This window comes from Shewanella sp. Isolate8 (assembly GCF_022398495.1).
Classification (GTDB): Bacteria; Pseudomonadota; Gammaproteobacteria; order Enterobacterales; family Shewanellaceae; genus Shewanella; species Shewanella aquimarina.
Map to the genome: position 1 here is coordinate 70,189 of NZ_JAKEVI010000003.1, position 24,570 is coordinate 94,758.

General features: G+C 54.4%; 22 protein-coding genes. 15 read left to right on the forward strand and 7 right to left on the reverse strand.

The genetic code is table 11. The features are described 5' to 3' along the window. Positions 1 to 40: 40 nt before the first annotated feature. Positions 41 to 2,218, forward strand: a complete 2,178-nt coding sequence (locus L1D43_RS12795; RefSeq protein ID WP_239852100.1) for a cation:dicarboxylase symporter family transporter — start codon at positions 41 to 43, stop codon at positions 2,216 to 2,218. A 2-nt stretch (positions 2,219 to 2,220) separates the two neighbouring features. Here the strand turns inward: L1D43_RS12795 and L1D43_RS12800 are convergent, their stop codons facing one another. After that, positions 2,221 to 3,003 carry a CLCA_X family protein gene (locus tag L1D43_RS12800; RefSeq protein WP_239853207.1) on the reverse strand — a complete coding sequence of 261 codons (783 nt, stop codon included), beginning with the start codon at positions 3,001 to 3,003 and terminating at the stop codon, positions 2,221 to 2,223. A 170-nt stretch (positions 3,004 to 3,173) separates the two neighbouring features. On the opposite strand from L1D43_RS12800, the gene L1D43_RS12805 reads away from it, so the two are divergent. Next, complete coding sequence (locus tag L1D43_RS12805) at positions 3,174 to 3,413, forward strand: hypothetical protein (RefSeq protein WP_239852102.1); 240 nt, start codon at positions 3,174 to 3,176, stop codon at positions 3,411 to 3,413. A gap of 9 nt (positions 3,414 to 3,422) precedes the next feature. Here the strand turns inward: L1D43_RS12805 and L1D43_RS12810 are convergent, their stop codons facing one another. Continuing rightward, the gene (locus L1D43_RS12810; RefSeq protein WP_239852103.1) at positions 3,423 to 5,657 is read right to left on the reverse strand and encodes an acyl-CoA dehydrogenase; all 2,235 of its coding nucleotides are present in this window, start codon (positions 5,655 to 5,657) and stop codon (positions 3,423 to 3,425) included. A gap of 450 nt (positions 5,658 to 6,107) precedes the next feature. Between L1D43_RS12810 and L1D43_RS12815 the strand changes: the two genes are divergently transcribed. From L1D43_RS12815 to L1D43_RS12825, 3 genes are read left to right on the forward strand one after another with little or no spacing between them, the layout of a single operon-like run. Continuing rightward, positions 6,108 to 6,851, forward strand: a complete 744-nt coding sequence (locus L1D43_RS12815; protein WP_041508642.1) for a (Fe-S)-binding protein — start codon at positions 6,108 to 6,110, stop codon at positions 6,849 to 6,851. 10 nt (positions 6,852 to 6,861) lie between these two features. Then, positions 6,862 to 8,250 (forward strand): lactate utilization protein B, encoded by a 1,389-nt coding sequence (locus L1D43_RS12820; protein ID WP_239852105.1) that lies wholly within the window; start codon positions 6,862 to 6,864, stop codon positions 8,248 to 8,250. Between the two features lie 2 nt (positions 8,251 to 8,252). Continuing rightward, a complete protein-coding gene (locus L1D43_RS12825) occupies positions 8,253 to 8,822 on the forward strand; it encodes an LUD domain-containing protein (RefSeq protein WP_041508640.1) in 570 nt (189 codons plus the stop codon). Between the two features lie 423 nt (positions 8,823 to 9,245). On the opposite strand, the gene L1D43_RS12830 is transcribed toward L1D43_RS12825, so the two are convergent. Beyond that, positions 9,246 to 10,139 (reverse strand): LysR family transcriptional regulator, encoded by an 894-nt coding sequence (locus L1D43_RS12830; protein WP_239852107.1) that lies wholly within the window; start codon positions 10,137 to 10,139, stop codon positions 9,246 to 9,248. Positions 10,140 to 10,476: 337 nt separating this feature from the next. On the opposite strand from L1D43_RS12830, the gene L1D43_RS12835 reads away from it, so the two are divergent. Further along, on the forward strand, positions 10,477 to 10,782 hold the full coding sequence (locus tag L1D43_RS12835; RefSeq protein WP_239852109.1) for a hypothetical protein: 306 nt from the start codon (positions 10,477 to 10,479) through the stop codon (positions 10,780 to 10,782). A 171-nt stretch (positions 10,783 to 10,953) separates the two neighbouring features. Beyond that, positions 10,954 to 11,232 carry a peptidylprolyl isomerase PpiC gene (gene ppiC, locus L1D43_RS12840; protein ID WP_041508681.1) on the forward strand — a complete coding sequence of 93 codons (279 nt, stop codon included), beginning with the start codon at positions 10,954 to 10,956 and terminating at the stop codon, positions 11,230 to 11,232. A gap of 223 nt (positions 11,233 to 11,455) precedes the next feature. On the opposite strand, the gene L1D43_RS12845 is transcribed toward ppiC, so the two are convergent. Next, complete coding sequence (locus L1D43_RS12845; RefSeq protein ID WP_239852110.1) at positions 11,456 to 12,553, reverse strand: permease; 1,098 nt, start codon at positions 12,551 to 12,553, stop codon at positions 11,456 to 11,458. 251 nt (positions 12,554 to 12,804) lie between these two features. On the opposite strand from L1D43_RS12845, the gene L1D43_RS12850 reads away from it, so the two are divergent. Then, positions 12,805 to 13,113 (forward strand): metalloregulator ArsR/SmtB family transcription factor, encoded by a 309-nt coding sequence (locus L1D43_RS12850; protein ID WP_239852111.1) that lies wholly within the window; start codon positions 12,805 to 12,807, stop codon positions 13,111 to 13,113. Positions 13,114 to 13,883: 770 nt separating this feature from the next. Further along, positions 13,884 to 15,239, forward strand: a complete 1,356-nt coding sequence (mgtE, locus tag L1D43_RS12855) for a magnesium transporter (protein WP_239852114.1) — start codon at positions 13,884 to 13,886, stop codon at positions 15,237 to 15,239. On the opposite strand, the gene L1D43_RS12860 is transcribed toward mgtE, so the two are convergent. The 3 genes from L1D43_RS12860 to L1D43_RS12870 form a co-directional block, all read right to left on the reverse strand. Beyond that, positions 15,210 to 16,145 carry a mechanosensitive ion channel domain-containing protein gene (locus L1D43_RS12860; RefSeq protein ID WP_239852116.1) on the reverse strand — a complete coding sequence of 312 codons (936 nt, stop codon included), beginning with the start codon at positions 16,143 to 16,145 and terminating at the stop codon, positions 15,210 to 15,212. The genes mgtE and L1D43_RS12860 overlap by 30 nt on opposite strands. A 103-nt stretch (positions 16,146 to 16,248) precedes the next feature. Beyond that, complete coding sequence (locus tag L1D43_RS12865; RefSeq protein WP_239852118.1) at positions 16,249 to 16,860, reverse strand: LysE family translocator; 612 nt, start codon at positions 16,858 to 16,860, stop codon at positions 16,249 to 16,251. Between the two features lie 21 nt (positions 16,861 to 16,881). Next, positions 16,882 to 17,997, reverse strand: coding sequence for an NADH:flavin oxidoreductase (locus tag L1D43_RS12870; RefSeq protein ID WP_239852120.1), 1,116 nt, complete (start codon positions 17,995 to 17,997; stop codon positions 16,882 to 16,884). A 110-nt stretch (positions 17,998 to 18,107) separates the two neighbouring features. On the opposite strand from L1D43_RS12870, the gene L1D43_RS12875 reads away from it, so the two are divergent. The 6 genes from L1D43_RS12875 to proC all read left to right on the forward strand — a co-directional run bounded on the left by L1D43_RS12875 (position 18,108) and on the right by proC (position 24,512). Continuing rightward, positions 18,108 to 19,037: a LysR family transcriptional regulator gene (locus L1D43_RS12875; protein WP_239852122.1), complete on the forward strand. Its 930-nt coding sequence runs from the start codon at positions 18,108 to 18,110 to the stop codon at positions 19,035 to 19,037. A gap of 550 nt (positions 19,038 to 19,587) precedes the next feature. Beyond that, positions 19,588 to 19,764, forward strand: coding sequence for a hypothetical protein (locus tag L1D43_RS12880; RefSeq protein ID WP_239852124.1), 177 nt, complete (start codon positions 19,588 to 19,590; stop codon positions 19,762 to 19,764). Positions 19,765 to 19,768: 4 nt separating this feature from the next. Further along, positions 19,769 to 21,265: a sodium/proline symporter PutP gene (gene putP, locus L1D43_RS12885; protein ID WP_239852127.1), complete on the forward strand. Its 1,497-nt coding sequence runs from the start codon at positions 19,769 to 19,771 to the stop codon at positions 21,263 to 21,265. Positions 21,266 to 21,277: 12 nt separating this feature from the next. Continuing rightward, a complete protein-coding gene (gene proB, locus L1D43_RS12890) occupies positions 21,278 to 22,378 on the forward strand; it encodes a glutamate 5-kinase (RefSeq protein WP_239852129.1) in 1,101 nt (366 codons plus the stop codon). 2 nt (positions 22,379 to 22,380) lie between these two features. After that, positions 22,381 to 23,628, forward strand: a complete 1,248-nt coding sequence (locus L1D43_RS12895; RefSeq protein WP_239852131.1) for a glutamate-5-semialdehyde dehydrogenase — start codon at positions 22,381 to 22,383, stop codon at positions 23,626 to 23,628. Between the two features lie 8 nt (positions 23,629 to 23,636). Further along, positions 23,637 to 24,512 carry a pyrroline-5-carboxylate reductase gene (proC, locus tag L1D43_RS12900; RefSeq protein ID WP_239852135.1) on the forward strand — a complete coding sequence of 292 codons (876 nt, stop codon included), beginning with the start codon at positions 23,637 to 23,639 and terminating at the stop codon, positions 24,510 to 24,512. Positions 24,513 to 24,570 lie beyond the last annotated feature (58 nt).

Here is a 24,570-nt window from a genome sequence, read left to right on the forward strand (position 1 = left end):
TACCAATCGCAATAAATAACTGCTCATTCATAAAAAGGGAATGACTCTCGTGCTAAAGAAACTGCTCGCTATGACCAGCTCGACTCAAATGCTCGTTGCCATGTTTGTCGGTTTTGCGGTGGGCCTCTTCTTTGGGGAATCCGTCGGCTGGATGAGCAGCGTAGGCACCAGCGTGATCCTCTTGATGCAGATGACGGTATTGCCCTACATTCTGGTATCATTAGTGGGGGGCATAGGCAAGCTCAAGCGCGCCACCGCCAGCCTGATCTTCAGTCGTGCTGGCGCTATCATGCTACTACTCTGGGGTATAGGCCTCTTGCTGATCGCCCTGATGCCGCTCTCCTTTCCCTTCGTCGAGACGGCCTCCTTCTTCAGCACCAGCTCCATAGAACCGGCCGCGGCCATAGATTATTTCAAGCTCTATATTCCCTCTAATCCGTTCCAGTCGATGGCCGAAGGCTATGTACCCGCCATGGTGATCTTTGCCATCGCCATGGGGCTGGCACTGATCGGCATGGAGGGCGATAACAAACAGCTGATCATCAACTTTATGCATACCTGCGGCGAAATCTTCTCCAAGATCACCCAGGCGCTGGTTAAGGTGCTGCCCATAGGGATCTTCGCCATGTCTGCCTCGGCGGCGGGTACCATGGGGGTAGATGAGTTTGCCAGCATGCAGGTTTATCTCATCAGCTATTTCGTGCTCTGCCTGCTGCTGACCTTCTGGATACTGCCCTGGATTGTGGCCTCGCTGACCCCGGTCACCTTCGCCCAGGCGCTGAGGATAAGTAAGGCAAGCCTGGTCACCGCCTTCGCCACCGGCAACATCTTCATCGTCATTCCCGTCATCGTCGAGGAGTGTAAGCAGATCATGCGCGAGCATCAGAGCCTGAGCGACGATGCCGAGACCCTGGTCGAGATCTTAGTGCCCATCGCCTTCACCTTCCCCAACATAGGCAAGTTGACCGTGATCCTCTTCGTCCTCTTTGCCGGCTGGTTTAACGGCACGCCGATAGAGCTCAGCGACCTGCCTTCGCTCTCCATCAGCGGCGTCTTGTCGCTATTTGGCAGCGTCTATGTCGCTATCCCCTTTATGCTGGATCTGGTGCATCTGCCACAGGATCTGTTTCAGTTGTTTGTAATGTCGGGCTTTATCACGGGCAAGTTTAACTCCATCACGGCGGTGATGAACCTGTTTGCCCTGACGCTGCTGACGGTGGCGCTGTTTGAGAAACGCCTGAGACTCAGGCCGCAGCAGGTGTTAAAGATGGCCATAGGCGTGGGCACCAGCGTGGTGCTGACCCTCATCGTCTGCCGCGTCGGCATGGGACTCTTTATTCACAGCCCTGAGATCACCAGCGGGGTAATCGCCAACATGCAGGTGGCCGACAAGGTGCCGACTAAGGTGAATAAACAATATCCTGTGTTAGGCCAGACAGCCAAGCAACCCATCGCCGATGTCAACGCCATCCGCGCCCGCGGTCTACTCAGGGTCGGCTATATACCCAGCAACGTGCCTTTTAGCTACTACAACAACGCCGGCCAATTGGTGGGCTTCGACAGCGCCATGGCTAACCGTCTGGCGGACGATCTCGGTGTGAGGGTTGAGTTTATCCCCTTCGAGAAAGACAAGCTGGCGGCTTCCCTCGACGCCGGTTTCTTCGATATCGCCATGTCCGGCCTGGCCATGGATATCGAGCAGATGGACAAGCTCAGCTATGTGGAGCCGGTACTGCTGCTTAACCTGGCCATCGCCACCAAAGACCATAAGGTCAGCGGCTTCAAGCGCAATGAGTCGATCAAGGCGATGGAGAATGTGACCATCGCCTATGTGGAGCATAGTGACATCATCGCGGATGCCAAGGCGTTTTATCCCAACCTCGAGTTCGTCAAAATTGAGGGCTATAAAGACTTCTTCCGCCAGAAAGAGGATAAGTACGATGCCGTGGTAATCAGCGCCGAGGCGGGCTCCGCCTGGACCCTCTTCTTCCCAGGCTACGGCATAGCACCACTGGAATATAAGGCCAAATACCCCATCGCCTACGCCGTCGCCCAGGACAACCAGTCGCTGCTCAACTATGTCAACAACTGGCAGAAGCTGCGCAAGGTGGATGGCCACCAAGAGCGGCTCTACAACTACTGGATGTTGGGCCAAGGCGCCAGCGAAACTCAGCCCAGATGGTCCATCATACGCGACGTACTGCACTGGGTAGATTGAGGCTATCCCTCGCGCCCCAAGGCATCGCCCAAGGGGCCGAAATAGGCCAGTAGCTGTCGATATATCGCCTGGCGGTGTTCATGAGTCGGATAGCCGCCTGCCTTCGCCAACGACGAGTCCAGGGTCTCGTTGACCAGGTAGGGATTGCGGATCTCGGGATGCACCTCGATACAGGCCTCGAAGGCCCTGGCCATCATCTCTGTGGGTTTGGAAAAGTATTGCCTCCCCTGCTGCCTGTCGAGCGCCACGGCGCGGCGCACATACTCGTGACTGTCCCGGCCATCATCAGTTAATAAGACACTGGCAAACAGCTGCATCAGGCGATCATTTAGGGGATGAACTATGGGCGTGTGGTCGGCCAGCCAGCAGTGACTGGCGAAGGCGATGCCCGTCTTAGGGATGTCGAAGGCCTTGGTGGCAATATAGTGGTCGAAGGCGTGCCAGAACTCGTGTGCCAGGGCGCCCGCACCGGCATTTTTTGCCAGGGCTAATTCCCGCTGTGCAGGCATATAATGCGCCTGCACGCCCATCTGTCCGCCTGTACCAAAGGCCAGGTTCAACGTCTGTCTCAGCCCCATGGCCTTAGGCGGCAGCTTTAACATGAAGGCGAGATCGGCAAAGGCGTCGAAGATAAGGTTGGCCGCCTTATGCTTCTCTTCCTCCTCTACCCAGCTGCCCAGGCGAATATGGTTGAGGCCAAATACCTCCTTGATGTCATGAAAGCTCACCTGCTCGCCGCAGCGATAGTCCGGTCCCTCACGTCGATACTGATTTCGTTTTAGCACAGACTGCCCGCCGATTTGCTGATGCGCCGATTTGTTGACCTCACTATGATACCCAATATTGCCCATCATCTCATGGCTTATCACCACCAGCCCCCACGTTCAATCTTGGTTCAGCTAGCCACAGGTATAGTGTCGCTAAATCAATTTACCAGCACACGAAAGGGGAAACGATGAGACTATTGATCCTATGGAGCGTCATTATCATGATGAGCACTGTGGTCGTGGCACTGTCAGGCACTATTCATTGGCCTATGTTAGCCACCATTTTTATCGCCATGAGTATCGCCCTGCTGGTCATGGTAAAGATTGGCAAGGTGGCCGATAAACACTTCGTTAACTTCTGCTCCCCCCCACTAAACCTGAGTCCCCAAAGACAAAAGCCGCCCCAAGGGGCGGCTTTTAACGGATAAACGCTTACTCTAAGCTATTTTTAACGCAGCCTTATCGCTTATTAGCTGCATGTCGAAGTCGAACTCGTCGACCCGAATGGCACGCTCACGCTTTAGGTTATAATCCAGCAGCTGCTTGTGCTCGCCCTCTGTGATGATCTTGGCGGCGCGGGCTCTGTCCAGCGTCTGCGCAAATCTGACACCAGACTTAAAGTAGCCCTGCTTCAGCCCCTTCTTCACCTTGGCCAGCAACGGCAGACAGGCGATCTTCGCCAGATAGGCCTGCTGATTGATGTCGTTACCATCGCCCGGAACAGGCTTCACCAGATGGGTCAGCTGACGCTTGATCTGGGTATTAAGCTGCGCCTCGTGGGCCAGTTCACGAACTAGGTCGTCGTTGATCTTCTTCATCTTAGGCGAGTAGGTCACGGTGATCAGCTTCATCAGCTGGCGGGTCGCTGCCGATGGGAAATTGTCCAGGAAGCTCAGCAGCGCATTTTCGGCGTTAACCAGCGCCCAACGTGTAGCATACTCGAAATAAGGCTTGGCCTGCGCACGATGTTCGCTACTCACCTTCTGCTCGTAGTAACGAATCGAGGCCATGGCCGCGTACAGGTAGCTCATCACATCCCCCAGACGCGCCGACAGCATCTCAGCCTGTTTGAGCTTGCCACCGAGCACCAGCAAGGAGAAGTCGGCATACACTGCAAGTTTAGACGCCAGCTTGTGCACCGCCTTCTCATACTCGACCACCTCGCTCAGCTCAGACTTGGCTCCCGCAGTGAAAGGCAGCAGACCTAAGCGGAAGGCACGCAGACTGTTACCGACACTGTAGCCCACTGTCTGCTTGAAGATGCGGTTAAAGGTCTTGTCGGCATCCTTATCGTCGCTGTGAATCGCCTCCACCATGCTCTGCAGATGAGGGTGACAGCGCATCACGCCCTGACCGAAGATCATCAGGTTGCGGGTCAGAATGTTCGCCCCTTCCACCGTGATGGCGATAGGCTGCGCCACATAGCCAGAAGCCAGGGTATTTTGTGGGCCACGCTGAATCGCCTTACCAGCCTGAATATCCATGGCCGAGTTCAGCACGTCGCGGCCAATCTCCGTCATGTGGTACTTGGCCATCGCGGTTACGACTGAGGGCTTGAGCCCCAGGCCCAGGCCTTCGGTGGTCAGTACGCGCATCGCCTCTTGCAGATAGGTCTTACCGGCGATATCCGCCAGCTTCTCCTGAATCCCCTCGAACTTACCAATCGCTAAACCAAACTGCTCACGCACGGCGGCATATTCCGCCGACGACTTGAAAGACGCCTGGCTTACCGAGACCCCAAGAGCCGGCAGCGAGATGCCACGACCGGCACCGAGACAGGCCACCAGCATCTGCCAGCCGCGACCTATGTTCTGCTGACCACCAATGATGAAGTCCATCGGAATAAACACATTCTCGCCGCGAGTAGTCCCGTTATAGAAACGACAGCCCATAGGGTCGTGGCGATTGCCCAGCTCGACGCCAGGATGAGACTTAGGGATCAGCGCGCAGGTGATGCCTAGCTGCTCCTTGCCCCCCAACATACCCTGTGGATCTTCCACCTTAAAGGCCAAACCTAATACGGTGGCGATAGGCGCCAGGGTGATATAACGCTTGTCCCAGGTCACCGACAGGCCGAGCACCTGCTCGCCCTGATATTCGCCCATGGTGACAGTGCCGATATCCGGAATACCACCGGCATCCGAGCCCGCCTCGGGGCTGGTCAGTGCGAAACAGGGGATCTCCTGGCCGTTGGCCAGACGCGGCAGCCAAAAATCTTGCTGAGCCTGAGTGCCGTAATGCATCAATAGCTCACCTGGGCCTAAAGAGTTAGGCACCATCACGGTAACCGCCACCGCCGAACTCTTGGCGGCAATGGTCGCCACTATGGTTGAGTTGGCATAAGGGCTGAACTCAAGACCACCGAAGGCCTTGGGAATGATCAGCGAGAAAAACTTATGCTCTTTTAAGAAGTTAAGAATGTTATCTGGCAGGTGCAGGCTGTTTTGAATGGCAAAATCATCCACCATCTCGATCAAGGTCTGCACTGGGCCGTCGAGGAAGGCCTGCTCCTCATCGGACAGGGTGGCACCCGGAACCTGACGCAGGGCATCGAAGTCTGGGATCCCCTGATAGATAGATCCCTCTAGCCACACATCACCGGCGTCGAGCGCCTCTTGTTCGGTGGTAGATATACTCGGCAGTACTTTTTTAAATTTTGTTCTAATACTCATCTTTCAGACTCATCCGACCAGAAAACCTAGTGTGCATTACGTCACAAAAAACGAATTAGATCAAACATTCTAACCTCAAAAAAATGCTTTATTTTACAGTTACAAACATAACTTAAAATTAAGCCCATTCTTTTCAAAAGGTTACAGGTGTACGCCCAAATAAAAAATTTAAACAACCGTTTCATATAATTGTTTGAATCAAGCCTTTTTTGACCTGGATCAGTGACTTTTTCCAACAATGAGAGACCAAAATCACACTGTTTCAGAAATGAAAAAATACGTATATATATTTACTAAATTAGCACTACTTATTATGTGGATATAAGCTTAAATTATCATCACAAATAACCCTGCAACATGGGCTAAATACCAAGCTTATGCCACCTGTAGCGGCACTGAATAAGCCAGCGCATTCGCCCACATGCAGCCATCAAAAAAAGAGAGTGCTTCATGAAGATAGCCCTATTCATCCCCTGTCTGGTGAACCAGATGATGCCCCATGTCGGCATCGCAACCGTCGAACTCCTCGAAAAACTCGGCCATCAGGTCATACTGCCCAAGGGCCAAACCTGTTGCGGTCAGCCCATGACCAACTCGGGCTGTTTTGATGAAGCCAAGAAGACCACCCTCAAGCTGTTAAATGCCTTCAAAGGGGTCGAGTGTGACGCCATCGTCTGCCCGGCAGCCTCTTGCCTGGTAGCGGCCAAGGAAAACTTCCATGAGTTTGACGACAGCCCAGAGGCCCAGGCGGTGATCGATAAGCTCTACGAGCTGACCGAATTCCTCCACGATGTCGCCCCTATTCCCGCCTTCAACAAGGCCTTCAACTACAAGATCAGCCTGCAGCTCAGCTGTCACGGCATCCGCATGTTGGACCTGGCCACACCGAGCGAGCAGATGGGCCCACGCACCAATAAGGTAGAGGCCGTACTGAGCAGCATCCCAGGCATCGAAATCGTCTATCCGGATCGTCGCGACGAATGCTGTGGCTTCGGTGGTACCTTCGCCGTCGACGAAGGCGCCGTCTCCGCCAAGATGGGTAAAGACAAGGCGCAGGCACACGCCGCCACAGGGGCAACCTATGCAGTGGGCTTCGACCCCTCCTGCCTGTTGCACCTAGACGGCATGATCCGCCGTCAGCTATTGCCGATCGCGACCCGTCATATCGCCGAAGTCATCAACGCAGCCCTCTAAGGAGCCGACCATGTCTAGTCAAACAACCGCACTCAACTCAGGCGTGCATGCGAAGAAGGCCGACATCTTCTGTAAAGATGAGGCGCGCGTCGATTGGCACTCTAAGGCCCTTTGGGTATTGCGTGAGAAGCGCGATCGCGCCGCCGGTAGCCTGCCTGAATGGGAACAACTGCGTCAGCTCGGCTCAGAGATGAAGCTACATACTCTGACCCACCTGGGCGAGTACCTTGAGACCTTCGAAGAGAACTGTCAGGCCAACGGCATCGTGGTGCACTGGGCCAAAGATGGCGCCGAGCACAACCAGATAGTGCATAGCATATTGGCCAAGCATCAGGTGAAGAAGCTGGTTAAGTCTAAGTCGATGCTCACCGAAGAGTGTCACCTTAACCCTTACCTGGAGAGCAAAGGCATAGAGGTGATCGACACCGACCTTGGCGAGCGCATCATCCAGCTGGCCAAGCAGCCACCGTCACATATCGTGGTACCGGCGATCCACATGAAGAAAGAGGAAGTGGGCGACCTCTTCCACGACAAGTTAGGCACAGAGGCCGGCGCCTCGGATCCTACCTATCTGACCCGCGCCGCCCGCGCCCACCTGCGTGAGCAGTTCCTGTCGGCCGATGCGGCCATGACAGGGGTCAACATGGCAATTGCCGATAAAGGCGCCGTTGTGGTCTGCACCAACGAAGGTAACGCCGACATGGGCGCGAACCTACCGAAACTACAGCTGCACTCCATGGGTATCGACAAGATGGTGCCAGATCTCGACAGCGCCGCCATCTTGCTACGCACCCTGGCCCGCAACGCAACCGGTCAACCTATTACCACCTACAGCAGCTTCTATCGTGGTCCACAGGACGGCGGCGAGATGCACATCATCATCGTCGACAACGGCCGTACCGACATGCTGAAAGACAAGATTCTGGCCGAATCGCTCAAGTGTATTCGCTGTGGCGGCTGCCTGAACACCTGCCCCGTATATCGTCGTTCGGGTGGTTACAGCTACAACTACACGATTCCAGGCCCTATCGGTATCGCCGTCGGTGCACAGGCCGATGACACTCACTCTATCCCTTGGGCCTGTACCCTGTGTGGTAGCTGTAGCTATGTCTGCCCGACCAAGGTGCCGCTGGATAAGATCATCCATCACCACCGTCGCCTCAAGGCCAAGGCGGGCAAGCTACCATACGGCAAGCGCAACTATATGCCGCTGGTCGGCAACTTCATGGCCAGCGAGACCATGCTCAACTGCTCCATGAGTGTCGCCCGCACCGCGCTGCGCATCCTGCCGGGGTCACTGCTCAAGCCATTCTCGGGCGCCTGGGGTAAGTACAGAGAACTGCCGGTCGCACCTAAGTCCAGCTTCGAAGCTTGGTTTAACAAAAACAGAGGTCAATAAACATGTCGAGCAAGCAATCAATTCTCAATGCATTAAAAAGCGTCGCGGTTGCACCTCAGGCCATGCCGCCAATCAATGTCAGCCCACGTCTTGACGATGTGATCGGCCAGTTTGAAACCAACCTAGGCACTGTCGCCGGCACCCTGCACAGAGAGGGCGGCCTGGCCGCCTTGCAGGCTAAGGTGGACGAACTGATCAAAGAAGGTAAGCAGGTGATCTCTCAAGTCGAGGGTGTCACCGGCAACCGCAGCGCCCCGGAAACGGCTCACGAGCTGAAAGATATCGACTTTGCGGTGATCCCAGGCGATGTCGCCGTGGCGGAAAATGGTGCCATCTGGGTCAATAACCAACACCTGGGCCACAGGGTAACTCCCTTCATCTGTGAGAACCTGTTTCTGGTGGTGAGCGCCGACAAGGTGGTCGCCAACCTGCATCAGGCGATCAAAAAGATAGGCCTAGACAGCGGCGAGTTCGGCGTGTTTATCGCTGGTCCCTCTAAGACGGCCGATATCGAGCAGGCGCTGGTCGTCGGAGCCCACGGCGCCTGTAGCCTGAATGTTTACCTCATTTAACACCTAAGGAAGGTGCGAATAAGTCCCGTGCTTGCTCTGCGTGTGCTTAAAGTGGATAGATGCAAGGCACAGTTCTTGCGAATGGCCCTAGTCCTTCGCAAGAACTGTAACGCAGCAAATACCGCTGTAAGCCTCGCCCAGCGGGGCTTTGATAGCAACACCATTTCGGCGTTATTCAACTTCAGCAGGCCTCGGCATGCCCTCAGTTGAATGCCTTGAACTGTCGCTGCTATCAAAGCCAGAGCTGTGCGACGACTTGTTCGCACCTTCCCTAAGCTTCAACCCTATTTAGCAGCCTCAAACTGCCTGGCCACCGCTTTTACTAGGGTGGCTTTTTTTTGCCTCAAACAGCGAAAACCAGGCTTATCTGAACCAATAGTTATCGAGCAGAGTCGAGTGGATTAGGTACGAGAGGAATAGCTATTAATGGAACAGGCAGCTGGCCCTTTCCTGCATAAACTCGATAAACAGCTTCACCTTGAGGGGCTGATGCGTGCGCTGATGGTAGAGTAGCGAGATCCGCCGCTGCTCCCCCTGCCAGTCGGGCAGTACCCGGCGCAGTTCGCCCGAGGCGAGCTCGGCTTTGACAAACAACTCAGGCCCATAGAGGATACCGCCGTCATCCACCGTCGCCTTCACCGCGCCGTTGAGATCGCCAAGGGTTAGCTTGGCCGGCCCCTCGTAGTAAAAGTCTTCGCCGTTAATGTGTTTCATCGACCAGTTAAACAGGGGCCACACCTTGATCAAGGAATGCTCCGCTAGCTGATCGGGATGGTGAGGAATACCGGCACAGGCAAGATAACCCGGCGAGGCAAACAAAGCATAATCCAGCACCCCAAGCGACTTGGAGACCCAGGAGGAATCCGGCTGGGCGCCGCCGACAATGGCCACGTCCACCCCCTCATCGATCAAATCTATGCTGGAGTTATTCTGAGTAATGTGCAGCTGAATATCCGGGTAGGTCTTGGAGAAGTCGTTCAGCACCCCGATGAAGATCATCGAGATGATCGACACGGGCGCCGCGATGCGCAGCGTACCTTCGGCCTTCTCGACTCTGGGTTCGCTACAACGGTCAAACTGGGCAACCACATTTTGATAGCGGCCAAAGAGCTCACTGCCCTCTTCGGTCAGCCTGAGCTTACGGGTACTGCGCATGATCAGCTGGGTATCGAGCAGGCTCTCCAGCTTAGTGACCTTGCGGCTCACGGTAGCCACAGGTATTCCCAGCTCTTTTGCCACCTGCGAAAACCCTCCGGTATTCACCAGATGCACAAACAGATGGATAAGCTCAAGTTCCGTGCCTACGTTGCGCGCCATCAAAAGCCTCGAAAAAACCGATTAGAAATGGATAAGAATTATAACAAAACCAAGTGTGTCAGACAGCTATCTGACCTCATTAAGCTTGCGCTCAATCAATAAATTCCTCATCTGCTCCCACAGATACTCGCCCAATAGGATCCTTGCTTATCATTCCCCCAGGCTTCTCAATGGTTTAGCCCCTTAGTTCATGAGCAAACCCAGCGCTCACAAGCTTAGCGCCCGCTAATTTAGTCATCAACAAGATATTAATTTTTAAGACAAAAACTAGACAGATGATATTTTGCACAGCAGAATGAATGTGACATCGATCACATTTACCATGAGGAAGATAATAATGAATAAGATGATCCCTACAGCACTCCTACTCGTCTCATCGGCACTTTCGGGCGAAGCTTTCGCTAGCTTTACCGCCATCGAATGTAACGATTGCTCATCGGCCGCAGCCCAGCAACAAGCCGCCAAGGTACTCACCAAGCAGGACAACAAGCCCGTTTATGTGGTTGACTTCGTTAACTATCAAGTCAGCAAGTATCAACAAGAGGGGGAAGCCGTCACTGCCAAGGCCATGACGCTGTCTGAGAATCTACTCATTAACAATCACTATTCTTATCGAAAATCGACCCTACGCTCGGCAAATTAAACAGCCTAGGGGTCTCCTTTACGGAGGCCCTTTCACAATCCTAGCTATCCTTTTGCCGCGTGAAATGGGCAGCCCCAAACCAAGGCGGCTAAATCCTCTTGGGCCGGCGAGGCCTAAGCCAGTATAATGGCCAGTATCAGATCCAATTTATTAGCCAAGAGGCAACACCAGATGGCCAGAACCGCAGCGGCGCTTCATATCTTAGTCAAACATAAAGAGCTCGCCGAAGAGATCATCGAAAAGCTCAACAAGGGCGCCAAGTTTGACCAACTCGCCAAGAAACACTCAACCTGCCCATCGGGCAAGAAAGGCGGCAGCCTGGGTGAGTTCAAGAAAGGACAGATGGTCCCGGCCTTCGACAAGGTCTGCTTCACCGGCGAGCTAATCACTCCGCATCTGGTGAAGACTAAGTTCGGCTGGCATGTGGTGAAGGTGCTTTACAGGACGTAAGGGATAGAGTCTGCACAGACATTGTATGCTGCCTTTCGAGCGTCTTAAACATTATCTGTGCTGATTCCAATAAGAGCTAACATCATGACTGATACAATTTGAACAGCCATGCTTAACTCATTTTTTATGTTTGAACGAAACATCGCATCATCCATTCAACTAGGCAATTATAATCTTCCAAAAAGCCCAAACCCCAAGCCACAGCTTGGGATTCTTAATTAGTTTAAGCGAAGATAAAGCTGTATAGGAAACCGGCTCCCATTGCCATAGTTAGGATGACAAACAGGAAGGCTGCAATCATTTGGTTTTTGAAGATGGATTTCAGCAAAATCACTTCTGTAAGACTTGCGCCTGCACTGCCGATGATAAGAGCCATTACAGAACCTAACGCCATGCCTTTTTTTACCAGAGCGGCACTTAGTGGAATCACGGCCTCTGCACGGATGTACAGTGGGATACCGATGATTGCAGCAACCGGAATCGCATACCATTTCGCTTCCCCGGCGTATGCCGCAATCAGATCTGTCGGGATAAAACCGTAGATGAAAGAACCGATTGCAATACCTATCATTAGATATGGGAACACTTGTTTAAAATCTTTCCAAGTTGAGAGCCAAATACGTGTCCAACGGTTTGGTTTTTTCTCTTGAACAGTTGTTGCAGTGACAGCGCCTTCTGCTGAGCAGCAAGAGAGTTCAACTTTGGGTTCTACTTTGTGTGCGCTATCACCGCAGCAAGATGTCTTGGCCGCTATTGACGCTGGTTCGCTACCTGAGTTTGTGGCACAGTTTGAAGCTGGCTTTAATTCTCCTTTCTTCGTGCTTGAATCACAACAAGATGTTCCGCATGAAGACGCGTGTGTTGCTTGGTACGCTTCTGGTTTTACGTAACGTTCAAAGCCCAGTTTTTCTAGTACATAGCCCGCAACCACAGACACCGTCACTGCGATAGCAAAATAGAATACCGCGACTTTCCAACCAAAGGTCACCACAAACAAGCCAATGATCACTGGGTTAAGCAGTGGACTTGCAAATAAGAACACCATCATAGGTCCGAAACCCGCTTTCGCGCGCAACAAGCCTTTTAGAAAAGGAATAGTTGAGCATGAACAGAAAGGTGTAATCGAGCCCAGCAGCGCCGCGATGAAGTACCCTTTACCCTTCTTGGAGCTCAGGATAGATTGAATTTTCTCTGGTGTAAGAAAGTCCTGTAAGACACCTACAATGTAGCTGATTGCTAGAAACAGGATGATTAGCTCTGTTGCAAGAAACGCAAACATATCAAGCGCTTCTTTTGCCATAGTTATGATTTCCGGGCTCATATTGACTCTCCGATTAATGCGTTATGAGTAACTGTACATACCGAAATGAAGCTGAACTATTCATTTCGATTATTTTCGAATTATAGAAATAAAAAACTCCCCGTCAATATATTATTTCGATATTCTTCGAAATGAAAAAAATTAATTCTCTATTTATTAGACAGTTATGATGGATTGGCTCGATTTGCTACTGTCGATGATTTCCATTATTATCGAAATGAAACAGTCAAATGTTATGTTAAGTGGTCTCTATGGAACTCGACGCTGTAGCAAAAGCGCTAAAAGAACTTGGGCATCCTACCCGTTTGTGCATTTATAAAGAGGTGGTGAAAGCAGGCTTCCAAGGAATTGCTGTTGGTAGCGTTCAAGATAAACTCGGTATACCAGCATCCACTCTTTCTCATCATGTATCGAGCCTTGCTTCTGCTGGACTGATCAGTCAACGACGTGAGGGTCGTACTTTGTATTGTGTGGCTGAATATGAATGCTTGGACAGTGTGATTGGCTTCTTACGAGATGAGTGTTGCCTTAATGAGGACCAAAAGGATAGTGATTGTTGATGGTGCATTGCAATGAACAGGTTACTAAGGTGTTGTATCGGACGTGATACTGAGATTTGCCAGTGACACGCAGTGAGGCCATCCCAGGCCGCTCTACAGTTTCATCTGACCTCCACGGAAGGAGGGAATGCCGAGAAATGTCGGGAACATTTTCGTCTGACCTCCACGGAAGGAGGGAATGCCGAGAAATGTCGGGAACATTTTCGTCTGACCTCCACGGAAGGAGGGAATGCCGATAAATGTCGGGAACATTTTCGGCCCTGAAACCGACTGTCGCCGGCGTATCTACACAGAGTTATTCTGCCTCTTGGCTTTACCTTCATTTAATACTTCGTAAATACAAGAACCAGAAATAAAGCTTCGGCAGGCATTTCAAAGTTTTAAATTATCTTTACTATCTGTGTAAAATCAGGCCTCTATGGCATCAGTAGCGATTCAGACAGCAGAACGACTCGTGGGCGGCCTCTAGCTTGCCGATGATATAACAGCTCTGCCAACCTCAAGTTATACCATTTACCCACATCACATGTGCAAAAAACAATAAATTCATAAGATTAACTCTATCATCGTCTTCCCTCTCACTCATCCTTTCCCCGTTAAATCAAGAGCAATACATCACGTCATTTAAGTATTCCAGGTTAGACGTTGTACTGTCACTAACGCGTTAAATTCATTAGAGTAGACTAAGCTCTCACTATCGATTCACTCCCTGTGATGAACCTGAATTTTGGGAAAATCAGGCCCCAAATAGTCAATCAAAAGGAAATTCGATGACAGACAAATTTCAGCAGTTTGCAGACAGGCTCGACAGCGCATTACTTCAGGGCGATAACGCCGCCATTCAGGACATTTTAGCCGAATGTACCAGCGCCGAGACCGCCCGTCTGCTCGAGTCTCAGCCTCCCAAAGAACGACTACAGATCTGGGCGCTGGTGCCCACGAGCAGCTGCGCCAAGGTGCTGCTGGCCCTGCCCAAACCACTGCGCCGCACGCTGATCCAACAGACAGAAGAAACCAGACTCATTATGGGTCTGAGCCAGATGCAGATGGATGAGCTGGCGGATATCGATGCCGATCTGCCCATGCCCGTGGTGTCGGCCATGGTGCAGGCGATGGACGCCCAGCGCAGGCAGCGCTATGAGCGCGTCAGAGACTACCCAGACAACAGCGCCGGCGGTCTGATGGATGTGGATAGTAGCGCCCTGCGTGCCGATGTCTCGGTTAAGGCGGCCCTGCGATATCTGCGTCGTCTGCGCCAGCGCGAGGGCGAGCTGCCGGAACACTTAGACAGCCTAATGGTGGTCGATCGCGACAACACCCTGCTTGGAATCGTCCCCCTGAGCCTCCTGGTCTCCACCGAGATGGATATCAGCATTCGTGAGCTGATGTCGACCCAGGTAACCCGATTTACGCCACAGATGCCCGCCAGCAGCGTCGCCCAGGTCTTTAAAGACCAGGATCTGCTCTCGGCGCCCGTGGTGGACGACGAACAAAAACTTATTGGTCGCATCACGGTGGACGATGTGATCGACGTGATTCAGGATGAGGCCGACAAGGCGCTCTATTCCCAGGCTGGCCTTAACACCCACCCGGATATGTTTGCTCCCATAGTTCGCAGCGCCACGAGGCGGGCGCTCTGGCTCGGGATTAACCTGCTTACCGCCTTCCTCGCCGCCTGGGTGATCGGCCTGTTCGAGGCCGCCATCGAGAAGGTGGTTGCCCTGGCGGTGCTGATGCCCGTGGTGGCCAGCATGGGCGGCGTCGCTGGCAGTCAGACCCTCACCCTGGTGACCCGGGGCCTTGCGCTCAATCAGGTCAACCGCAACAACATCATCAGGCTGATCGGTCATGAGTTCAGTATCGGCGCGCTCAATGCCCTGCTGTGGGCCGCCCTAGTCGCCTTCATCGCCCTCAGGTGGTTTGGCGACTGGCAGCTGGGACTGGTATTTGGTCTCGCCATGGTGATAGTGCTGATCACTGGTGTCGTGGCAGGCGCTAGCATTCCTATGCTGCTCAAGAAGATAGGCATAGATCCTGCTCTGGCCGGCGGTGTCGTACTCACCACGGTCACAGACGTGGTGGGTTTCTTCGCCTTCTTAGGATTGGCGACTCTGTTCATCCTCTGAATTAGACTCTGAACTAGACTCTGAATTAGCCTCTGAGCCACTCGGTGACCTGCCCGTAAGCTTAAGCTCGCCATCGATATGCAGATCCCGCTGAGGGAAGGCGATCACTATGCCGGCATCATTAAACTGCTTATAGAGCCGAAAACGTATGTCGCTGCGGATGCGACGAATATCCGCCTCGCTACTGGCACACACCCAGAAGATGCCATCGAAGATCAACGCGTTATCGCCAAAATCTTCGAAGATGGCAATGGGTGCGGGGCCATCTAAGATCTCGTCATGATCATCCAGCGTCTGCTTGATGATGGCCCCCACCTTCTCCACGTCTGAGCCATAGGCCACTCCTACCCTAACCGTCGAACGGGCGATATTGTCGATCAATGTCCAGTTGGTCACAGTGTTCTCAAGCAGATGGCTATTGGGCACCAGCATATGTACCCCATCGTTGCGACGGATCAGGGTCGAGCGGGTATTGATGCTCTCCACTACGCCTTTAGTGTCGCCTATCTCTAGAAAATCGCCGATCCGTATCGGCCGCTCCCACATCAAGATCCAGCCGCTGATAAAGTTATTGATGATGTTTTGCGCCCCGAAGCCCACCCCAATGGCGATGGCACCGGACACGAAGGCGAACGCCTTGAGGGGGATATTGAGGATCTCCAGGCTGGTCACCACAATGACGGCAATCGCCAGGATGAGGTAGATACGGGAAAACAGATGCACCGCGTCCGGCGCCACCTTACGGGCCAGCATGGCACGGCGAATGAGCTTACCGATACGGGTCACGATAAACCAGGCCAACAGCAGCAGCAGCGGCACCTGCAGAACCTGAGAGACGGTGATCGCCGACTCACCATAGGTAAAGAGAACGAATGATAAGATCTCTTTAATATCCTGCCAGCTCATGCCCCGCCCCCTTACATTGCGCCGTTCATTGAGTATAACAGCCGGGGCGAAAAGCGTGATTTAGCCATCGGGGTCAAGCACTTTGGCAATGCAGCTCCCTAAGTTAAATACTGAGCCAGAGCACGGCTACCAGAAAGAGCATGGAACCCGAGAGACGATTGAGCCACTGGCCCCTGCCGCGCAGCAGGAGGAAGCTCGAGAGCCGTCGACCACCATAGGCATAGAGCAGCAAACAGGCAAACTCTATGACCACCACCAGCGCCAGCAAGACTAGCGCCTGGGTCATCAAAGGCTGCCCGGGACGAATAAAGGGCGGCAGCAACGTCATCAGAAAGGCCCAAGCCTTAGGATTAGAGATCGCGGCGGAGAAGCCACTCAACGCCAGTGCCCCCGGCGATGATTGCGACGCACTCTCCACCTTACTGGCACTATAAGGCGAGCGCCAGCTCTTCACCCCGAGATAGATGAGATAGGCTGCCCCAAGGTATTTCACCATCAGCAGCAACCATTCATGACGGCTAAGCAAGTTGCTGATACCGACAAGCGCCAAGGTGGCGATCGACGCGATGCCCACCAACACGCCGATCATCATCCAGAGGGTTCGACGCACGCCTATGTTGGCTCCGAGCGTCATTGCCAGCATCATGCAGATCCCAGGTGAGACCGACATGAGAAAGAAGGTCAACATAAAGACCAGTAACCATGAGAAATCCACAGAGTCTCTCCCTTCCCTGAGTTAGGCCTGAGCGTCGTCGGGCGTCGCAACCAGCCCGGGCACAGAGAGCAGATATTCAAGTCCCTTAGCGTTGAAGCCATTTAGGCTCAGCCGCTTTCGACTAAAGGGCGGCTTAATCAACTTAGTGCGGGTCGACACCCGGTTGAACCAGTCGGGATTACCCAAGGCCGCACTGCCCACGGCCACCATGTCGGCCCCCAGATGCAACGCCTGTTGCGCACTGAGGCCATCGGCAATCTTACCGGCTACCATCAAAGGAATATCACCGATAAAGCCTTCACGAATATTTGCCAGCAGGGAACTCCCCTCGCCTTCATCCGGCGCCTTAAAGCTGTCCCCCAAGGAGAAGTGCAGACAGTCGATATCTTGCTCGGCGAGGATATTGGCAACCTCCATCTGATGGCTCAGCGCTATGCCACGCACATTGGCATAGCTTTCCGGTGACAGACGAACGCCGACGATAAAGTTACGGGGCAGGCGACGGCGGATCTCTGCGATGATGTCGCGCAGTAACTTGGTACGCTTATAGACGCTACCACCCCATTCGTCGCTACGCTGGTTGAGGGTCGGATTGAGAAAATTACACAGCAGAAAATTGTGGGCGCTGTGGAGCTCTATGCCATCCAATCCCGCCTCAAAGGCCCGCTGCGCCGAATGAACGAAGGCCTCCTTAAGCTCGGCGATCTGTTCGCCGCTCATCTCCTGTACCCCGAGTGGATAGCGTCCACCCGGTGGGATGGCTGAGGGCCCCATTGGCGCTCGGCCATTTAACTCCACCGAGGCGCGTACGCCACCGTGATGTAACTGCACTAGGGTCAGTACCTCATGACCCCTGGCCATCGCGGCCACCTTGGCAAACTGTCCCTGCTGATAATCGCTCATCAGACCGGGCTGCCCCTGCCAGCAGCGCCCGCCGGTCTGAACCTGGGTGGCGGCTAAGATCAGGGTGCCGAACCCGCCCCGGGCACACAGGCTAAGCCAGGCCATCTCGTCGCTGCTGAGATCGCCATTATCTTCGCTCATGTTATGGGTCAGCGGGGCCAGAACCGTCTTGTTTTTAGCGCTCTTACCTGCGCGGCAAAACAGCTGGGGATGGGTAAAGCTTGTCGTCACCATAGTAGATATTCCACACCATTAAACTCATGGCGCCTACTGTACACCACTCCCATAGGCGATATAATCAGGCAAATCAGCAAGAGTAAATTTCCCAATAGGAAATAATAACTGTGAAGAGTAAGCTAGATACCATCTACCTGATGAAGCTATTTGCCGCCATTGTCCACCGCGGCTCCTTTGCTGCCGCGGCCGCACAGCTGTCGATCACCCCGAGCAAGGCCTCTAAGGATATTCAATACCTGGAAAGCCTGCTCGATACCCGACTGTTGCAGCGCAGTACCCGCCATGTAACCACCACGGACGCCGGCGAACTCTTCTATCACAAGTCCCAGGAGATCCTGGAGCTCAACGACGAACTGCTAGACAACCTGAGTCACCAGAAGACCCAGCTTAGCGGCGAGCTGCGCCTCACGGCCCCCAAACTCTGGGGCGAGCGCATACTGACCCCCATCATCTTGGCCTTCAAGCGTCATCATCCCGATGTGCACATCAAGGCCAGCTTCTCCAACGAACACAGCGACCTTCACAGAGACAAGCTACATATCGCCTTTCGCAGCACACAGATCACCACAGAGCCTTACCTGGCGCGGCTGATCGCAAAAGATGAGTCTATACTTTGCGCCAGCCACGACTATCTGAGTCGACATGCCGCCCCGCAGACCCCAGAGGCGCTGGCTGAGCACAAAATGATCCTCCTTAGCAGCAGGGACAAGGTATTCGATCGCATCAAGCTGCTATGCACTAACCATAGTGCCATGCAGAGTATTGAACAGCGACTGGATGGCGAACTCACTTTTAACAATAAGAGCGCCATCTACCAGGCGGTCAAGGCTGGATTTGGCATCGCCGTACTGCCTAAATATCTAGTTGATGCCGACCTGCGGCGAGGCGATTTGGTGGCCATACTGCCCGACTACCAACTTGCGTCAGCCAACTTCTACGCCCTCTACAGCCATAGGCGAAAAGACTCGGCGCTGATCAACCTGTTTATTGACTTCGTAATCGCCGAGCTTACCCCCGCACAGGCAAAAGTCGACTAGAGAGAATCCCTAGAAATCAAGATGAAAAAATAGTTACAGAGCTAATTAAACTACTCGCCATAGTTAAACTCTGTCAGCCTAAACTTCCCTCAACTATAAAGGCTCGGCAGCGAGCAAGAAGCATACACTAGCGGCCTCAGTCATGGACAACAGCCCAGGCCGCCACAGGGTCAGTGCTAAGCATTCGCTAAGCCGTCATTGAGTCAACAAAATGGCCTACGACTATGGACATGAATTCTTTCAGACCATAGCTCCAGCCAAACTGCTGACAACCGAATGCTGGCTATTTTTCATACAGGGGGTAAGGTTAATCCCACAACAGCACTAGGTGTATTGCCGCTTCATATTTTTATTTCAGCGTCTACTTATCACGCCTCAACCTCAGCAACCGCAAGGGCTACAGAGGATTAGATGAAGGTGCGAGTAAGCATTACCTCTGGATTCAGGGTGGAAAAATAGATCAATTGAATGTTAATATAGTTTGAGCACTAACTATTAGTTGTGTGACTAATTTCCAATGATAAACACTCACTTCGCTCGGGAGGGCACAATGTCGTCAGACAATGCAACGGAAGAAAATCTCATCTCACAGGCGTGGCACAAGCTCCACGGCAAGGCAACCTATGCCATGCAACTCACCTGTTTATTCGCCATCTTAAGTACCTATCTTTTTGTCATGTTGAAACCCGGCGGGAGTCAAAATAACAAAGCGTTAGGAGGCCACTAAATCCATGCATTACTTAACTTATCTCTCGCTTGCTATCTATTTTCTGGCCATGTTGGCCATAGGCCTGTTTGCCTACCGCCGCTCGACCGATGACGTGTCGGGCTACATCTTAGGCGGCAGGCAGGTGAGCCCACAGGTCACCGCCCTCTCTGCCGGCGCCTCCGACATGAGCGGCTGGATGTTGATGGGCCTGCCCGGCGCCATGTTTTTGGTGGGCTTCGAGACCATCTATATCGCCTTGGGTCTCCTGTTGGGTGCCCTGGTGAACTACCTGATCGTGGCCCCCAAACTCAGGGTCTATACCGAGGTCGCCAACAACGCCCTGACGATTCCTGAATTTTTCGCCAAGCGTTTTCACGATCCCAGCAGCAATGTCCGCATCATCTCTGCGGTGATCATAGTGATCTTCTTTACCCTCTACACCTCGGCAGGCCTGGTGGCAGGCGGTAAGCTGTTTGAGTCGGCCTTCGAGGTGAACTACGAGCTGGGGCTAGCGATCACCCTGGGTGTGGTGGTCTCCTATACCCTGCTGGGTGGCTTCTTAGCCGTCAGCCTGACCGACTTCGTTCAGGGCTGCATCATGTTTATCGCGCTGATCTTGGTCCCTGTGGTGGCCTATCAGGAGTTCAGCAATGCCGACAAGATGATGAACTTCGCCTATGAGTCTATCCCCCATTTTGGTGAGGCGATGCAAAACGTCACCCTGCTGGGGCTGATCTCGGCGCTCTCTTGGGGTCTGGGTTACTTCGGCCAGCCCCACATCATAGTGCGCTTCATGGCGATCCGCAGCGTGTCGGATATCAAGACGGCTAAGAACATAGGCATGAGCTGGATGACAGTCACCATCATAGGCGCACTGGCCACCGGCCTGGTGGGTATCGCCTATGCCAACAAGTTCGACATGAAGCTGAGCGACCCAGAGACCATCTTCATCGTCTTCTCTGAGCTCTTGTTCCACCCCTTGATCAGCGGCTTCCTGTTAGCGGCGATCTTGGCAGCGATCATGAGTACCATCTCGTCTCAGCTGCTGGTGTCATCGAGCTCGCTGACCGAAGATATCTACCGTGTGGTCTCCAAGAAGGAGGCCAGCGAAGAGGAGATGGTAAAACTTGGCCGCTTCGGCGTGGCAGGGGTGGCCATAGTCGCCAGCCTGTTGGCGCTCGATCGCTCTAACAGCATTCTGTCACTGGTGAGTAACGCCTGGGCTGGCTTCGGCGCCGCCTTCGGTCCACTGGTTCTGTTTAGCCTCTACAAGAAGAACCTGACCCACAAGGCCGCCGTGGCCGGTATTGTGGCCGGCGCCGCGACTGTGCTGTTCTGGATCTACGCGCCAGTACTGCCCGAAGGCAAGGCGCTCAGTTCAATGCTCTATGAGATGATCCCAGGATTCATGGCCAGCAGCCTGGTGATCTGGGGCGTGAGCGCCCTGGATGGCGATCCCTGCGAGAACACCATAGAGACCTTCGATGAGGCCGCACGTCAGCTAGCAGAGCAGAGATAAGGCGGGGGAAACATGGCAAACATACACTGGAAACGCATAGTCGTTAAGGTGGGTAGTGCCCTGATTGCTCCCCATAAGCAAGGATGCAGCAGCCATTACCTGCTAGGTATCGCCCAATTTATCGCGAATTGCCGCGCCCAGGGGATCCAGGTTGTCCTAGTCTCCTCGGGCTCGGTCGCCGCGGGCTGGCACAGGCTGGGCGATGTCAAACAGCCCAGCGTGTCACAGAAGAAGGCGATGGCCGCCGCAGGCCAGGCCGACATGATGGCCACCTGGGACAAGCTGTTCGACTTTCCCTCGGCCCAGCTACTGGTCACCCATGGGGATCTCAGGGATCGTGAGCGTTACATCAGCATCAAGAACACCCTCTTTAGCCTGCTGGATCACGACCTGCTGCCCATAGTCAACGAAAACGATGCGGTCACCACTGACAGGCTGCGTGTGGGCGACAACGACAACCTGTCGGCCATGGTTGCGGCGGCGGCCGATGCCGACGCCCTGATCATCTGCTCCGACGTTAACGGGCTCTACACCAAGAACCCGCAGCTGCACGAGGATGCCAAGCTGATCAAACAGGTGAACGAGATCAACGAGTCTGTCTACGCCATGGCCGGTGGTGCCACCAGCGAGGTCGGCACCGGCGGCATGCGCACCAAGATAGAGGCGGCCGAGAAGGCGATTGCCCACGGCATTGAGACGGTGATCATCAATGGCTTCGACCCAGACGCCTTCAACCGTCTGCTCAAGGGGCAGAATCCGGGCACCCTGTTCACCCCGTTCGACCAGCCCATGCAGGAGCATGTGCACTGGATGACCCATACCTCACAGGCCCAGGGCGAGGTGATCGTCGAAGACGACTTCGACGCCCCCCTGGATGACCAGGAGACGCAACTGACCAGCGACGATGTAGTCGCCGTAAAAGGCAACTTTTCCGTCGGCGACACAGTCCTAGTGCGCAAAGGCGATGGCACTAAGCTGGCGAAGGCCCAGGCCAATTACAGCAGTTGCTTACTGAATTTTATCGCCAAGCAAGAGGATCGCGCGTTTGCCCACGATGTCGAGCAGCAAACCGGTCCTATCTTAAGCGATGAGAACATCGCCATATTGGAGTAAATATGAGCATAATCGAAACCCTATCCATGGATGCCGCCCAGGCCGCGAAGACGCTGGCCCAGGTCGACACCCAGACCAAGAACACCATATTGCTGGACATGGCACGCAGCCTGCGCGCCGCCAGCTTCGAGATCCGCAGCGCCAACCTTATCGACCTCGCATCCGCCGAACAGGCTGGCCTAAGCGCCGCCATGATAGACAGGCTGACGCTGGACGGCGATCGTATCGAGGCGATGGCCCAAGGCATAGAAAACATCGCCAGCCTCCCCGACCCTATCGGCGAGCAACGCGACCTCAGCACCCGCCCCAACGGCCTCAACATCAGTAAGATGCGGGTGCCTCTGGGCGTGGTGTGCATGATCTACGAGGCGCGCCCCAACGTCACCGCCGACGCCGGTGCCCTCTGCTTTAAGTCGGGCAATGCGGTGATATTGCGTGGCGGCAAGGAGGCACTCAACACCAGCAAGGTGATCGCCTCCGTCTTGCAGAAGGTCCTCAAACAATACGGGCTACCGGCCGCGTTGATCGCCGTGGTGCCCGACCCCGACCGCGCCCTGCTGATGGAGCTGATGCAGCAACGCGATCATATCGATGTCATCATCCCACGTGGCGGCGAGGGGCTGATCAATTTCGTTACCGAGCACAGTAAGATCCCGGTTATTCAGCACTTTAAGGGCGTCTGTCACCTGTATGTGGACAAAGATGCCGATCTGGATAAGGCGCTGGCACTACTGCTTAACGGCAAGACGCAACGCACCGGTGTGTGTAACGCCCTCGAGGGCCTGCTGGTGCACAGTCAGATTGCCCCTCAGTTTCTCGCCATGGCGGCCACGGCACTGGCCAAACACCAGGTGAAGATCAACTGCTGCACCAATACTCAGCAGTACTTCAATGAGGCCAAGGTGTTAGAGGAGGCAGACTTCGGTCAGGAGTATCTGGCGCTCGAACTCGCCGTTCGCCAGGTAGAGGACTTCGACCAGGCCGCCGCTCATATTCATCGCTTCGGCAGTCGTCATACCGAGGTGATCTGCACCGAAAACGAGCTAACCGCTAAGCGTTTTCAGCGTACCGTCGATGCCTCTGTAGTCATGGTCAACGCCTCGTCACGTTTCAGTGATGGCGGCGAGCTGGGGCTAGGCGCCGAAATCGGCATCGCCACCACCAAGCTGCACGCCTACGGCCCTATGGGACTCGAGTCCCTCACCACGGAGAAATACCTGGTCAATGGCGACGGTCAGATCCGCGCCTAACATAAAACATGTCCTATCAAGCGTTACAGGAGGCAAGTATCTCTACCCAAGACACAGGCTTAAGCCCGCACCTGCGCATCGCCTTCATCGGCGGCGGCAACATGGCCAGCGCCATCATACGTGGCCTGATCAAGCATGGTCACAGAGCCGATCAGATCCTGGTGTGTGCGCCCAGCCAGCACACCCGCAGCCGCCTGGTGCAGGATTTTAATGTCAAGGTGCACTCTGACAACAGCGCCGCGGTCGCCTTTGCCGACATCATCATACTGGCGGTGAAACCCTTTATCGTCCCCCTAGTCTGCGAGGAGCTGCGCCCACTGCTAGCCCCCCTGTGCAAGCAGAAGCTGATTGTCTCGATTGCCGCGGGGCTGACCCACGCCAGCATCTCAGGCAGACTGCCCCAGCATACCCAGCTGGTGTGCGCCATGCCGAACCTGCCCAGCGCCATCGGCAAGGGACTGACGGGCCTCTTTGTGCCTAGCCACCTCGACAGGCTCGCCTTCGACGATGCCGAGCAGTTGATGCGCGCCGTAGGCGACACCGTCTGGCTGGAAGATGAGACCCAGATGGCCAGCATAGTGGCCACGGCAGGCAGCTCACCGGCCTACTTCTTCCTGTTCTTAGAGGCGATGGAGAAGGCGGCCATCGCCCAGGGCTTACCCCCCAAAACCGCCAGCAAGGCGGTACTGCAGAGCGCCATGGGCGCCATCTCGATGGCGATGGCTAGCAAGGAGGGGCTCTCCAGCCTGCGCCGTCAGGTTACCTCGCCCAAGGGCACCACTGAGCAGGCGGTGCTCGCCTTTCAGCACGGGGATCTCGATGCCCTGGTCGCCAAGGCGATGGACAGCGCCGCCCGCCGGGCCAAAGAGCTGGCACTCGGCTAAGCGGTTATCCTCTTAAGCCTTAGAAAAGAGAAGAGGCGCGCTCCGATGAGCGCGCCTC

Coding starts and splice junctions, on each gene's coding strand:
- L1D43_RS12795 (WP_239852100.1), top strand. CDS start 41: ATGACTCTCGTGCTAAAGAAACTGCTCGCTATGACCAGCTCGACTCAA.
- L1D43_RS12805 (WP_239852102.1), top strand. CDS start 3,174: ATGAGACTATTGATCCTATGGAGCGTCATTATCATGATGAGCACTGTG.
- L1D43_RS12810 (WP_239852103.1), bottom strand. CDS start 5,657: ATGAGTATTAGAACAAAATTTAAAAAAGTACTGCCGAGTATATCTACC.
- L1D43_RS12815 (WP_041508642.1), top strand. CDS start 6,108: ATGAAGATAGCCCTATTCATCCCCTGTCTGGTGAACCAGATGATGCCC.
- L1D43_RS12820 (WP_239852105.1), top strand. CDS start 6,862: ATGTCTAGTCAAACAACCGCACTCAACTCAGGCGTGCATGCGAAGAAG.
- L1D43_RS12825 (WP_041508640.1), top strand. CDS start 8,253: ATGTCGAGCAAGCAATCAATTCTCAATGCATTAAAAAGCGTCGCGGTT.
- L1D43_RS12830 (WP_239852107.1), bottom strand. CDS start 10,139: ATGGCGCGCAACGTAGGCACGGAACTTGAGCTTATCCATCTGTTTGTG.
- L1D43_RS12835 (WP_239852109.1), top strand. CDS start 10,477: ATGAATAAGATGATCCCTACAGCACTCCTACTCGTCTCATCGGCACTT.
- ppiC (WP_041508681.1), top strand. CDS start 10,954: ATGGCCAGAACCGCAGCGGCGCTTCATATCTTAGTCAAACATAAAGAG.
- L1D43_RS12845 (WP_239852110.1), bottom strand. CDS start 12,553: ATGAGCCCGGAAATCATAACTATGGCAAAAGAAGCGCTTGATATGTTT.
- L1D43_RS12850 (WP_239852111.1), top strand. CDS start 12,805: ATGGAACTCGACGCTGTAGCAAAAGCGCTAAAAGAACTTGGGCATCCT.
- mgtE (WP_239852114.1), top strand. CDS start 13,884: ATGACAGACAAATTTCAGCAGTTTGCAGACAGGCTCGACAGCGCATTA.
- L1D43_RS12860 (WP_239852116.1), bottom strand. CDS start 16,145: ATGAGCTGGCAGGATATTAAAGAGATCTTATCATTCGTTCTCTTTACC.
- L1D43_RS12870 (WP_239852120.1), bottom strand. CDS start 17,997: ATGGTGACGACAAGCTTTACCCATCCCCAGCTGTTTTGCCGCGCAGGT.
- L1D43_RS12880 (WP_239852124.1), top strand. CDS start 19,588: ATGTCGTCAGACAATGCAACGGAAGAAAATCTCATCTCACAGGCGTGG.
- putP (WP_239852127.1), top strand. CDS start 19,769: ATGCATTACTTAACTTATCTCTCGCTTGCTATCTATTTTCTGGCCATG.
- proB (WP_239852129.1), top strand. CDS start 21,278: ATGGCAAACATACACTGGAAACGCATAGTCGTTAAGGTGGGTAGTGCC.
- L1D43_RS12895 (WP_239852131.1), top strand. CDS start 22,381: ATGAGCATAATCGAAACCCTATCCATGGATGCCGCCCAGGCCGCGAAG.
- proC (WP_239852135.1), top strand. CDS start 23,637: ATGTCCTATCAAGCGTTACAGGAGGCAAGTATCTCTACCCAAGACACA.